General features: G+C 64.9%; 9 protein-coding genes. 3 read left to right on the plus strand and 6 right to left on the minus strand.

The window, feature by feature from the left end:
• Window positions 1–75: 75 nt before the first annotated feature.
• Window positions 76–1404: an MFS transporter gene (locus TEP_RS04425; protein ID WP_132824408.1), complete on the plus strand. Its 1329-nt coding sequence runs from the start codon at window positions 76–78 to the stop codon at window positions 1402–1404.
• 76 nt (window positions 1405–1480) lie between these two features.
• On the plus strand, window positions 1481–1831 hold the full coding sequence (locus tag TEP_RS04430; RefSeq protein ID WP_132824409.1) for a DUF1304 domain-containing protein: 351 nt from the start codon (window positions 1481–1483) through the stop codon (window positions 1829–1831).
• Between the two features lie 289 nt (window positions 1832–2120).
• On the opposite strand, the gene TEP_RS04435 is transcribed toward TEP_RS04430, so the two are convergent.
• The 3 genes from TEP_RS04435 to TEP_RS04445 form a co-directional block, all read right to left on the minus strand.
• On the minus strand, window positions 2121–2588 hold the full coding sequence (locus TEP_RS04435) for a hotdog fold domain-containing protein (protein WP_132824410.1): 468 nt from the start codon (window positions 2586–2588) through the stop codon (window positions 2121–2123).
• Between the two features lie 72 nt (window positions 2589–2660).
• On the minus strand, window positions 2661–5138 hold the full coding sequence (locus tag TEP_RS04440) for an acyl-CoA dehydrogenase (protein WP_132824411.1): 2478 nt from the start codon (window positions 5136–5138) through the stop codon (window positions 2661–2663).
• On the minus strand, window positions 5135–6052 hold the full coding sequence (locus TEP_RS04445; protein WP_033831779.1) for an alpha/beta hydrolase: 918 nt from the start codon (window positions 6050–6052) through the stop codon (window positions 5135–5137). The genes TEP_RS04440 and TEP_RS04445 overlap by 4 nt, the downstream gene beginning before the upstream one ends.
• A 142-nt stretch (window positions 6053–6194) precedes the next feature.
• Between TEP_RS04445 and TEP_RS04450 the strand changes: the two genes are divergently transcribed.
• A complete protein-coding gene (locus tag TEP_RS04450) occupies window positions 6195–6797 on the plus strand; it encodes a TetR/AcrR family transcriptional regulator (RefSeq protein WP_025877807.1) in 603 nt (200 codons plus the stop codon).
• A gap of 151 nt (window positions 6798–6948) precedes the next feature.
• Here TEP_RS04450 and TEP_RS04455 read toward each other — a convergent pair whose 3' ends face one another.
• The 3 genes from TEP_RS04455 to TEP_RS04465 all read right to left on the minus strand — a co-directional run bounded on the left by TEP_RS04455 (window position 6949) and on the right by TEP_RS04465 (window position 12074).
• Complete coding sequence (locus TEP_RS04455) at window positions 6949–9831, minus strand: TonB-dependent receptor (protein WP_132824412.1); 2883 nt, start codon at window positions 9829–9831, stop codon at window positions 6949–6951.
• A gap of 374 nt (window positions 9832–10205) precedes the next feature.
• Window positions 10206–11060 (minus strand): hypothetical protein, encoded by an 855-nt coding sequence (locus TEP_RS04460; protein ID WP_132824413.1) that lies wholly within the window; start codon window positions 11058–11060, stop codon window positions 10206–10208.
• A 120-nt stretch (window positions 11061–11180) separates the two neighbouring features.
• Window positions 11181–12074 carry an Hsp33 family molecular chaperone HslO gene (locus TEP_RS04465; RefSeq protein WP_132824414.1) on the minus strand — a complete coding sequence of 298 codons (894 nt, stop codon included), beginning with the start codon at window positions 12072–12074 and terminating at the stop codon, window positions 11181–11183.
• Window positions 12075–12122 lie beyond the last annotated feature (48 nt).

Consider the following 12122-nt stretch of genomic DNA (forward strand, 5'->3'; position numbering starts at 1 on the left):
TAACGTACGCGCTTCACTGCCCCCGGAGCCTGCCATGCCGCTGTCCAACCGCCGTTTGCGGGCGAGGGGAGCCGCGTGAGCGCGGCGCGGGAGAGCGGGGCACTGAAGGGCCTGCTGGCCGCGCTGCGCGAGTCGCCGGCGCTGTGGTGGTCGTTCCTGTACTTCTTCTGCCTGCTCAGCGGCTACTACGTGCTGCGGCCGGTACGCGAGGCGATGGCCGCTTCGGCCGACCTGGAGACGGTGTTCCCGGCGGCGTTGATCGCCTGGTTCGCCAGCCATGGCATCGCCCTGAAGGACTTCGTCCTGCAGTTCCTGTTCTCCTGCGTGTTCGTGATCATGCTGGTGCTGCAGCCGGTCTATGGCTGGCTGGTCAGCCGCTTCCCGCGGCGGGTGTTCCTGCCGGCGGTGTACGGCTTCTTCATCGCCACCCTGCTGGGCTTCTACGCACTGTTCGACAGCGGCGTACCCGGGCGGGGCATGGCGTTCTTCTTCTGGATCACCGTGTTCAACCTGTTTGCGGTCGCGGTGTTCTGGAGCTTCATGGCCGATGTGTTCTCCAATGCGCAGGCGCGGGCCTACTACGGCTACATCGGTGCGGCCGGCACTGTTGGCGCCTTCCTCGGCCCGATCATCACCAGTGCGCTGGTGCAGCGGGTGGGCATCGCCAACCTGATGCTGGTTTCGGCCGGCTTCCTGGTCGTGTGCCTGTTGTGCATCTGGCGCCTGCGCCACTGGGCGGTGCTGCGCGAGCGTGAGCAGCAGCTGGTGTCGGGTGAGCAGCCGATGGGCGGCAGCGTGCTCGATGGCCTGAAGCTGATCGTGCGCGAGCCCCTGCTGCGCTGGCTGGCGATCATGGTGGTGTTCGGCGTGGGTGTCGGCACCTTGCTGTACAACCAGCAGGCCACCATCGTGCGTGCCTCGTTCAACGATGCAGGCGCTGCCACCGCCTTCTTTTCGCGCATCGACCTGGCGGTGAACGCGCTGGCGCTGTTGATGCAGCTCGGGCTGACCCGCTGGCTGCTGTCGCGCCACGGCATCGCCCCGGCGTTGCTGATTCCCGGTTTTGCGATCCTGATCGGCTTCTCCGTGCTGGCCGCATCGCCGATGCCGCTGATGGTGGCGGTGGTGCAGGTGATGACCCGCGCCAGCGAGTTCGCCCTGGCCAAGCCTGCCCGCGAAACCATCTACACCCGCGTGGACCGGCAGTGGCGCTACAAGGCCGGCGCGGCGATCGACACGGTGGTGTACCGCGGCGCCGACCTGACCTTCGCCTGGCTGCACAAGGGGCTGTCGCTGTTCGGTTCGCACGTGGTGTTCATCGGTGGTGTAGCCGTCGCCGGCTTGATGACCCTGGCGGCGTTCGGTGTGCTGCGCGAAGAGAAGAAGCTGCCGCGCGACCGCTGATTTTCCTGGGTCGGATCCCTGTCCCGCAGGGAAAGGGATCCGACCCCATTCTCCATCCCTGTTCGAGGAACCGCCCATGTACTGGATCGCGCTCGCCCTGACCCTGCTGGTCGCCCTGCTGCACGTTTATTTCCTGGTGCTGGAGATGTTCCTGTGGACCCGGCCGCTGGGCCTGAAGACGTTCCGCAATTCACCGGAGAAGGCGGAGACCACGCGCGTGCTGGCGGCCAACCAGGGCCTGTACAACGGCTTCCTGGCGGCGGGCATCGTGGCGGGGCTGGTGCTGGCGCAGCCGGTGCTGGTGACGTTCTCGCTGGTGTGCGTGGTGGTGGCGGGGTGCTATGGCGCCTACAGCGTGAGCCGGCGCATCTTCATGATCCAGGCGGTGCCGGCGATCCTGGCGTTGGTGTTTCGCGCACTGGCGTGATTTCCGGCCAACGGCGCAGCCCCTCGTGGGTTGGTCGCGTGGAGCTTGTCATGGGGTTGGTCGAGCGGACCGATCCCCGCCTGAGCGCACCAGAGGGCGTTGCTCCTGAGGCTGCCGGCCAGCGGCCGGCACTACCGTGCCCGTTTACCGGAAGGGCTGGCGCTCCTCCAGCAACACAGTTGCTACAGGGACGTACTTGCGGCGTCCCCGCATGGACCCACCCCTCCGGCCCAACCGATAAACCGCTTTCGCCGTCCACCCACGAGGGGCTGCGCCGTTCGCGGGAACCTTACTTCGCCGGCGACAGCCACATGTCGATCACCGCGCTGAACACCTCCGTCCCCGCGCGGTCGCGCACACTCACCGTCACCGGCAACGCATAGCCTTCGGTCGCCACCACGATCGGCTGCGCCGGCAATGCCGTCGCCTGCAGCGTGCCGCGCGCCTTGGCCAGGTACTGCACCTGCATGCCCTTCGGGATCCAGCGCATGCCCTTGGGCAGCGACGCATCGACCATCAGCCCGGCGGTCAGTTCGGCCAGGTTGCACATTGCGATCGCGTGCACCGTGCCGATGTGGTTGCGCACCCTGCGGCGGTCGGCCAGCGTGCCCTCGCAGCGGCCGTTCTCCAGGCGCGTGATGCGCGGGGTGATGCTGGCGAAATAGGGCGCCTTGAAGCACACCGCGCGCGAGAACAGCCAGGTGCCGGCAGGCCAGCGCTGCAGGCGGTGATAGAGCGAAAGCAGGGGCGTGGACATGGCGGTTTCCGGTTGGCGGACAAAGCGACGGCGGGCCAGGCCCGCCGTCGAGGCAACACGTGTCGCGGGCGATCAGGCCGCCTGCGAGTGCGGGTCCTTGTTCTGGCGGTCGTAGTAGCTGGCCGCGCGCAGTTCGTGGGTGTCGAAGTCATCCACGGTGATGGTGTCCAGGGTCAGCGTACGCAGCTCTTCCAGCAGGCTGCGCTCGTCCTGGGTGATCACGCCTTCGGCGACGGCTTCGTCCAGCTGCGCCTTGAAGTCCAGCGCCTCGATGCCCTTGCTCTTCAGCGCCTTCAGGAACTTGCGCTCCACCGGCTCGGCCATGATCGCCTTGCTCAGGTAGCTGTTGATGCGGCCACCGGGGTTGTTCTCGCACGGGGTCAGGAACACGCCGCTGGCGAGGCGGTCACGGGCTTCGTTCGGTGCCATCAGCAGCGCAGCCACGCGACGGCTCAGGCGGTCGCCCGGGGCCTCGGCACGACGACCCAGCGGGAAGATCAGCGCCCACATCAGCCAGCCGATCGGACGGATCGGGAAGTTGCGCAGGGCGGCCGACAGCGATTCCTCGATCTTGTGCACGCTGTCATGGAAGGCCCAGGCCAGCAGCGGCTGGTCGGCCTGCGGGGCGCCTTCGTCGTGGTAGCGCTTGAGCATGGCGCTGGTCATGTAGACATGGCTCAGCACGTCGCCCAGGCGGCCGGACAGCGATTCCTTGAACTTCAGCTTGCCGCCGAGCGTCATCATCGAGATGTCGGCCATCAGCGCCAGGTTGGCCGAATAACGGTCCAGCTTGCGGAAGTAGCGGCGGGTGTAGGCGTCGCCCGGGGCAGCGCCGAAGCGTGCGCCGGTCAGGCCGAACCAGAACGAGCGAACGGCATTGGAGATGCCGTAGCGGATGTGGCCGAACAGGCTGCGGTCGAAGTCCTGCAGGCCGGCACGGGTGTCGGGGTCCTGCGCGGCCTTCATTTCCTTCAGCACCCACGGGTGGCAGAGGATCGCACCCTGGCCGAAGATCAGCAGGCTGCGGGTCATGATGTTGGCGCCTTCCACCGTGATGGCGATCGGCGCGGCCTGCCAGCTGCGGCCGGCGAAGTTGCGCGGCCCCAGGATGATGCCCTTGCCGCCGATCACGTCCATCACGTCCGAGATCACTTCGCGGCTCATGTTGGTGCAGTGGTACTTGGCGATCGCCGACGGCACCGACGGCACGTCACCGCGGTCCACGGCAGCGGCGGTGGCCTGCGACAGCGCGCTGATCTTGTACGCCTTGCCACCGATGCGGGCGAGCGCTTCTTCCACGCCTTCGAAGCGGCCGACCGACAGGCCGAACTGCTTGCGGATGCGCGCATAGGCGCCGGTGACTGCGGCACCGGCCTTGGCACCACCGCTGGCGGTGGACGGCAGGGTGATCGAACGACCCACGGCCAGGCACTCGTTGAGCATGTTCCAGCCCTTGCCGGCCATCGCAGCGCCACCGATCAGCTGGGTCAGCGGAATGAACACGTCCTTGCCGCGGATCGGGCCGTTCTGGAACGTCGAGTTCAGCGGGAAGTGGCGACGGCCGATTTCAACGCCGGCGGTCTCGCGCGGCAGCAGGCCCAGGGTGATGCCGATGTCGCGGGTCTGGCCGATCAGGCCATCCGGATCGTACATGCGGAAGGCCAGGCCGATCAGCGAAGCGACCGGGGCCAGGGTGATGTAGCGCTTGTCGAAGGTCAACTTGACGCCGAGCACCTGCTCGCCGTTCCACTCGCCCTTGCAGACGATGCCGTAGTCGGGAATGGAGGTCGCATCGGAGCCGGCGAACGGACCGGTCAGGCCGAAGCAGGGCACTTCACGGCCATCGGCCAGACGCGGCAGGTACTGGTCCTTCTGTTCCTGGGTGCCGTAATGCACCAGCAGTTCACCCGGGCCCAGCGAGTTGGGCACGCCGACGGTGGAACTGACCACCGAAGACACCGAGGCCAGCTTCTGGATCACCTTGTGGTGGGCCAGCGCGGAGAAGCCCAGGCCACCGTATTCCTTCGGAATGATCATGCCGAAGAACTTGTTCTTCTTGATGAAGGCCCACAGTTCCGGCGGCAGGTCGGCATGGACGTGGGTGATCTCCCAGTCGTTGACCATCGTGCACAGCTGTTCGACCGGGCCATCAAGGAAGGCCTGTTCTTCAGCGGTCAGCTGCGGCTTGGGGTAGTTCAGCAGGATGTTCCAGTTCGGATCACCGGTGAACAGTTCGCCTTCGAAGCCGACCGAGCCGGTTTCCAGGGCGATGCGCTCGGTCTGCGACAGCGGCGGCAGCACCTTGCGGAACACCTTCATCATCGGGCCGGTCAGCAGCGGCTTGCGGATGAACGGCAGCAGCAGCGGCACGGCGATCACGGCCAGGATCGCGGCAGCGACGATCGTGGCGGTCTGGCTGACGTAGGGGATGAACCAGCAGGCCACCAGCAGGGCCACGCTGATCAGCGTCCAGGTCAGCAGGCGCATGCGGTGGTAGGCGACGAACGCGCCTGCCAGCAGCAGGGCGAGGAAGGGAATGACGAGGCTCATGAGCGTGCTCCGGTGACGTGCTCGTTTATGGCGGACGAAGCTGCAGCATCCGCTGCGGGCAACACGTCCAGATAGTCCAACACAGTAGCGGTAAAGGCGTCGTTGTCATCACCGGCGACCATGTGCGTGGCCTGCGGTAACTGTACGTGGCGCGCGTGGGGCGCCAATGCCAGGAATTCGGCCACCGTCTGCGGGGTGACCAGATCGCTGCGGCCACCGCTGACCAGCAGCAGCGGGCACTTCACCTGGCGCGCGGCTTCGGCCAGTGCATCCTGGTGCTGCTCGCTGTCACGGGCCAGTTCGGCCACCAGGCGCGGGTCCCAGTGCCAGCGCCAGCGACCGTGGCCATCTTCGCGCAGCAGCGCGCGCAGCGAGTCTTCGGACTTGCGCGGACGATGCGGCACATAGGCCGAAATCACATCGGCAGCCTGCGAGAGCGAGGCGAATCCTTCCGGATGCGCGGTCATGAAGGCGAGGATGCGCTCGACGCCAGCGGTATCCCAGCGCGGGGTGATATCCACCAGCACCATGGCCGAGAACAGGCCCGGCCAGCGCGATTCGGCCAACAGACCGAACAGGCCGCCCATCGAGGCAGCCACCAGTACCGGCGGTCGCGGCTGTTCGCCGGCCAGCACGATCAGGTCATCGGCGAACTGCTCACCGTGGTACGCCAGATCGGCCGCATTCCAGTCGGAATCGCCGTGACCCCGGGCGTCGTAAGCCAGGGTCTGCAGGCCGGCTGCCGACAGCGCCTTGGCCGTGGTCGTCCAGGCATGGCGGGTCTGACCAAACCCATGCGCGAACAGGACGCGGCCGCGACGGCCGGAGGTGCTGGCGGTTGCCGCCAGCGAGGCGCCGTGGGCGGCCTCCAGGCGCAGGTCATGGAATGCAGCGGGAGTAGGGGACATAACCATACTCGCTAGTATGGATAGGTTCGGCAGGAAGTCAATACTGCACGGTATGGTGCGCTGCGGGAATGCCTCCCGGCCGGGTTGCCGACGGTTTCGGCAGCAATCGCGTACTGCAACGAACCCCGGCGTATGGTTAAATCAGCAAATGAATCAACCTGACGCTTCCGCCGGCGAACCGCGTGCCGGCCGCAACAGCCGCCTGAGTGCCGAAGACTGGGCCCAGGCGGCCCTCGATCTGATTGCCGAACAAGGTGTGAGCGCCGTCGCCGTGGAGCCGCTGGCGCGCCGCCTTGGCGTGACCAAGGGCAGTTTTTACTGGCATTTCCCCTCGCGTGATGCGCTGCTGCAGGCCGCACTGGAACGCTGGGAACTGTTCGAGCAGGAACAGGTGTTCGGCAGCCTGGAAGACGTGCCGGATCCACGCGTGCGCCTGCGCCAGCTGTTCCAGATGGTGGCGCACGAAGTGCAGCCGCACATCATCTACAGCGAGCTGCTGAAGGCGCTGGACCATCCGATGGTGCGGCCGGTGATCGACCGCGTGTCGCAGCGACGGCTCGATTACCTGATTGCCTCGTTCCGCCAAGCGGGCCTGAGCTCGACCGATGCACGCCATCGCGCCCGGCTGGCCTACGCGGCCTATGTCGGCTTCCTGCAGCTGTCGCTGCAGCTGCAGCAGCCAAAGCAGGCACGCGAGGATTTCGAAGCGTATGTCGAGCATCTGATCGACACGTTGATTCCGAACGGCTGAGGCGTTCTTCATCGCTGGATGCTGAAAGGCCGCGGCACTGCCGCGGCCTTTTTTCGTTGGGGTATCGGCGCATTTTCCGTGTGGCCGGCCATAACAGAAACGGGGCCCCGAAGGGCCCCGTCCTGTGCGTCATGTTGCTCGCAGACTTCGATCAGAAGCGCTGACGGTATTCCATGTACATGTAACGCCCCGGGGTGTCGTACTGGTAATCGAAGGAGTTGGCAAAGGCCTGGGTGGCCACCGGCGGCTCCTTGTTGAACACGTTGGTGAGACCTGCCGAGACCGTGCCGTTCCACGGCAGGTTATAGCGCACCTGCAGGTCGTGGTAGGTCGTAGCGGCCAGATGGTTGCGCGGGTCAACCTTGCCGCCCAGGCCGACACGGGTCGGATCACTGCACAGCGAAGCCGTACCCGGATAAGCGCAGTCTTCCTCCAGGCCGGAGAAATAGCGAACGGTCCAGCTGGCACCGAAATCGCCGTAGGTCCAGTTCGTGGTCAGGTTCGAACGGATACGCCAGATCGGAGAGCTCTGGGAGTACAGGCCCACTTCCGAGGGGTCCCACTCCGATTCCGGCGTGGCCTTCTGGCGGTACTTGCTCATGTAGACGCTGTCCCACACGAAGGAGAACGAACCAAAGCGCGTGTCCGGCAGCTGGTAGCGCATGGTCAGGTCGTAACCTTCCACTTCCAGTTCACCCAGGTTCTGCAGCGAGCGTGCGAAGTAGGTGATGTCACCCAGCGCATTGCGGGTGATGCCCGAATTGGCCACCACGTCGCACCAGCCTGCACTGCCTTCCACGTAGCACTGGTTGAGCATGTAGCCGACGGTCGGGCGGCTGATCACGTCCTTGATGTTGATCTTCCACCAATCCAGCGAAACATCGAAGCCGCGCACGAAGCTCGGGCTGAAGACCACGCCCAGGCTCTTGGACGTGGAAGTTTCCGGCTTCAGGCCGATGTTGGAGGTCCAATCGAACGGATAGGCCGTCTGGCTGTTATAACCGTCGCGCTGGGTGTAGCCCGGCGAAATACCGGCTGCCGCGCAGCGCTGCGCCACGGCGGCGGTGCCGATGTACGGGCTGTCGCTCGAGCAGGGATCTCCATAGCTGTCGTACGACTGGCTCGCGCCGCCGAACAGGTTGGAAATGGAGGGTGCGCGGAACCCCTCAGCCCAGTTGCCGCGAACCATCAGGTCTTCGATCGGCTTCCACTTGAAGCCGAACTTGCTGTTGATGGTGTCGCCGAAATTGCTGTAGTCCGAGCGGCGGGTGGCGGCGCTGAAATCCAGCGATTTGGCACCCGGCAGGTCCTTCAGCAGCGGCACGGCCAACTCGATATAGATGTCGGTCAGGTCGTATGCGCCGGAGGTCGGCTGGCGGGCGTTACCCGAACTCAGGCCAGCGGACACGAAAGCGTCCGGCATGTCGTAGCCCGACTCCTTGCGACGTTCCACGCCGGCGGCGAAGCCCATCATGCCACCCGGCAGTTCGACAATGTCGCCGGACAGGTTGGCCGTGAAGGACTTCGACTTGTTCTGGTACTTGTCCTTGGCGTTGAACAGAATGTAGTCCAGCTGATCCTGCGGCATGTTGCCAGCGCTGCTGAACGGATTGAATGGCACGCACCCGGCGATGACCGCACCCGGCGCACCGCACTTGACCACGCCGTCGGTGTCCATGAACGAGGCACCGGTCGCTTTGTACAGGTTGCCCATGTTGACGTCGCCAACCTGGGTGTCGATCTGGTCGGAGACGTTGTAGCTGACACCAGCGTCCCAATTGAAGTAGCGGTCGGCCACTTCGAAGGAGCCTTCAAGTCCGCCATACCAATGGAAGGTCTTGACGTCCTGTTCGTAGAAACGGTCCTGCTCGACCAGACGGCGGTTCCAGTTCAACTCGCGCGGATTGGCGGTGCCGTTGGTCGGGTTGTAGTAGCTGTCAGCCAACAGGCCCTGATCGCCGCCGAGATAGCTGCCCGCGCTGAGCGGATAGCCCGCCAGCTGCTGCGCCGAGGTGCGCTGGTTGTACAGGGCGTCGGTACGCAGAGCAATCGAGTCGGTCAGATCGTACCGACCTTGGATGAAGATCGATTTACGCTCCTGCGGGGTACGCAGGTAGTTGTCGGCTGCATAGTTGTAGCGATCGGCATTGGTGAAGCCGTGGTAATTGGCCTCGTTTCGGCCATCGGCGCCGTCGTTGATGACGCGGCGCACCAAGCCTGCGCGATCTTCAGTTGCCGGATCACCGGCCAGATCGCTCCATGCGTCGTAGTCGTCGGTCGGTACGCCGTCGACGGTGAGGTCCCAGAAGCCGCCCGACGCGGTCTGACCGCTGTACTGCGATGCACCCAGGCCATACACCGGATCGCGCGAGATCTTGCGCGCGCCCGCCATCACGGCCTTTTCTTTCACGTAGCTGGCGCCGAACACCAGGCTGCTGCGGTCATTGCTGCTGCCCAAGGTCAGATCAAGTGCCTGGCGCTCACCGTCACCCTTGCTGAACTGGCCGTAGTAAACGTGCGCTTCGCCGCCGTTGAAATTGTCGCGTGTGATGATGTTGACCACGCCGGCGATGGCGTCCGAGCCATAGATCGAGGAGGCGCCGTCCTTGAGGACTTCGATGCGCTCAACGATGGCGGTCGGGATGGTGTTCAGGTCAACGGTGCCGTCCAGGGCCTGCACCCAGCGACGGCCATTGACCAGCACCAGAGTGCGTGCCGAACCCAGATTGCGCAGGTCGACGCCGGCCGAGCCGTCGCCACCATTGTTGAACTGGGTGTTGATCGCCGCGCCGTTCGATGCGATCTGCTGCAGTACTTCGGCGACATTCGTACGGCCGGTCTGCTGGATGGTTTCACGTGACAGCGTCAGAACGGGCTGCTGGGTTTCCAGGTCAACCGAGCGGATGCGCGAACCGGTCACCGAAATGCGATCCAGGTTGGTCGCTTCCTGCGCCTGGGCCGTTACGGATGTCGCCGCACCGGCGATCAGCGCAACGACGACAGCGTCACGCAGCTTGTTGGAATTGAAATTCATTGGCTCTCTCTCTCCAAGAAATCTTGGCTGGGGTAGTGCCTGCACGGCGGGGCCAAAAAAGAAAGGCTCCAAATCGCGAGGCTGAATCGATAGTAACGGCCCTCAACCAAAAATTAAAGCTGCGTTAATTCCCGCTGTGGTTGCAGATGAATATGCTCTGATTTCTTGAATTTCAATGAGTTGACTCGTCCGGAGTGAGGGCGCCGCACCGTCCACCCGTCTCCGAAGCACAAAAAAGTTTCAGTTGATGCATGTCGTGATGTATCCGTTTGTAACGGATAGGTGCTTTTCGCACTTGACAGATGCGTCCAGAAACAATTCGGGCGCCCCTGGGCGCCCGATGTTCAACACAGCTTGTTGCAGTCGATGAGCGACTACAGATCCTGCTCGTAGCGCACGTACGGCACGGTGCCGTCGTCGTTGCTTTCGTTGCGCGGGGAGAACGGGTTCTTGCCGCGGCTGATCACGTTCTCCGCGCCGACGGTGAGCTGGCCGGACCACGGGGTGCGCCAGGTCAGGCCGATGCCCAGGCCTTCCCACTTGCCGGGCTTGCCCGGAACGTCCACCACGCGGCCGATGATGCTGCCGCTGAAATTGCCGTAGCCGGCGCCCAGGCTCAGGCTCTTGCTGTCCCAGCGGTCAACGATGGCCGGTGAGGCGTCAGCCAGGGGTACCAGGCGTGCCTTGGCATAGGTGCCAGCGATGGAGACAAAGCCTTCGCGACCGATGTTCTTCTGTGCGAACACGGTCAGGTCATTCTGTTCGGCGCGCAGCGATGGGGTCTTGCTGGGCGTCGCCAGCCAGGCGGGCAGGGTCTCGCGGCCGGTGCCAGCAGTGATTCCCAGGCGGCCGGTACCACGGTTGAGCGCGGCGGTGCCGGTCAGGCGCCGGTTGGAGCCGATGGCATCGTCGTCGTCGCCCAGGCTGGCCAGCATGCAATGGCTGGCCAGTCCGCTGATGCTGGAGCCGCTGCTGCTGTTGCACAGCAGGCCGAGCGAGTCGCCCGAAGACAGGCCGAACGCAGCATCGAGCGAATTACGGCCGAAGTGCCAGCGTGCGCCCACGGCCTGTTCACCGGTCGGTTCCAGGTACAGCAGGGCCTCGACCTTGCCACTGCCCTTGTTCCAGACCGGAATGACGGTGCGGGTGTCCTTGCTTTGCGCATGCGCGCCCGTGATCGCGCCAAGGGCGATCAGCAGGGCCAGCGGTAGACGCAGGAAGGTACGCATCGGACCAGTTCAGACAGGGACGGGCAGTGAAAGTTCCCGCTGGGGCGGGAACTCGATCCTAGGGTGTTTATGAATTCTTAACAAGCCTTGTTCCTCCCCAGATACAAGACTCATCGGATGTTACTGAAGCCGTTCAGGTGCCGGTACAGCCCCCTGGGCACCGCGGAACAGTATGCCGAACTCCGTCAACGGAAAGTGATACTCCTGTCCGCAGAATTCGCAACGCACGTCCACGGCGCCGGTGTCTTCGGCAGCCGCACGGGCCTCCTGCTCGCCCAGCGAGACAAGCATGGAGGCAACCCGTTCACGCGAACAGGAGCAGGCGAAGGACAGGGCCTTGTCGCCCACCAGCTCCGCCTTCTCCTCGTGGAACAACCGGTGCAGCAGTTCCTCGGCCGGGGTGGCCAGCAGCTCTGCCTTGCCCAGGGTGTCGAACAGCGCGCTGGCGCGGGACCAGCCATCGTCGTCGCCTTCATCGCCAGGCAGCTTCTGCAGCAGCAGGCCGGCAGCACCGTCGCGGCCGGCGGCCAGCAGCAGCCGCGTCGGCAACTGCTCGGACTGGCGGAAGTAGTCCTCGAACGCTTCATCCAGTTCCGGCGCGGTCAGTGCCACCAGGCTCTGGTAGCGCTGCGGTTCGCGCGGGTCCAGGCCGGGATTCTCGATGGTGATGGCCAGCAGGGCGTCCTGACCCAGGTCGGTCAAGTCGCGGGGGGCGTCACCGCCCTCGGCAATCTGGACGATGCCACGCAGGGTGCCGGCGGCGGTGCATTCGGCGAACAGGGTACGCAGCGCGGTAGTGCTGCGCAGCTGGATCGACAGGCGGCCGTCCACCTTCGTGTGGCCGGTGAACAGGGCCGACGCCACGCAGGCTTCGCCGAGCAGTTCGGTGGCGCTGTCCGGATACTCGCCGTGGGATTGGATGTCCTGCCAGGTGGCCTGCAGGCGCACGTGGACGCCACGGACACCGGCGTCGGGGAGCAGGAAGCGGATAAGGGAATCGGATTGGGCGGTCATCGGCTCACATCGCGCGGAAACGGGGATGGTTGCCGGATAATGCGCCGA

Source organism: Stenotrophomonas sp. TEPEL (assembly GCF_004348785.1).
Lineage (GTDB): Bacteria > Pseudomonadota > Gammaproteobacteria > Xanthomonadales > Xanthomonadaceae > Stenotrophomonas > Stenotrophomonas indicatrix.

What these genes read in the sequence shown, in the direction of transcription:
- TEP_RS04435 (WP_132824410.1), bottom strand. Translation starts at nt 2,588, where the DNA reads ATGTCCACGCCCCTGCTTTCGCTCTATCACCGCCTGCAGCGCTGGCCT.
- TEP_RS04430 (WP_132824409.1), top strand. Translation starts at nt 1,481, where the DNA reads ATGTACTGGATCGCGCTCGCCCTGACCCTGCTGGTCGCCCTGCTGCAC.
- TEP_RS04460 (WP_132824413.1), bottom strand. Translation starts at nt 11,060, where the DNA reads ATGCGTACCTTCCTGCGTCTACCGCTGGCCCTGCTGATCGCCCTTGGC.
- TEP_RS04440 (WP_132824411.1), bottom strand. Translation starts at nt 5,138, where the DNA reads ATGAGCCTCGTCATTCCCTTCCTCGCCCTGCTGCTGGCAGGCGCGTTC.
- TEP_RS04465 (WP_132824414.1), bottom strand. Translation starts at nt 12,074, where the DNA reads ATGACCGCCCAATCCGATTCCCTTATCCGCTTCCTGCTCCCCGACGCC.
- TEP_RS04450 (WP_025877807.1), top strand. Translation starts at nt 6,195, where the DNA reads ATGAATCAACCTGACGCTTCCGCCGGCGAACCGCGTGCCGGCCGCAAC.
- TEP_RS04455 (WP_132824412.1), bottom strand. Translation starts at nt 9,831, where the DNA reads ATGAATTTCAATTCCAACAAGCTGCGTGACGCTGTCGTCGTTGCGCTG.
- TEP_RS04445 (WP_033831779.1), bottom strand. Translation starts at nt 6,052, where the DNA reads ATGGTTATGTCCCCTACTCCCGCTGCATTCCATGACCTGCGCCTGGAG.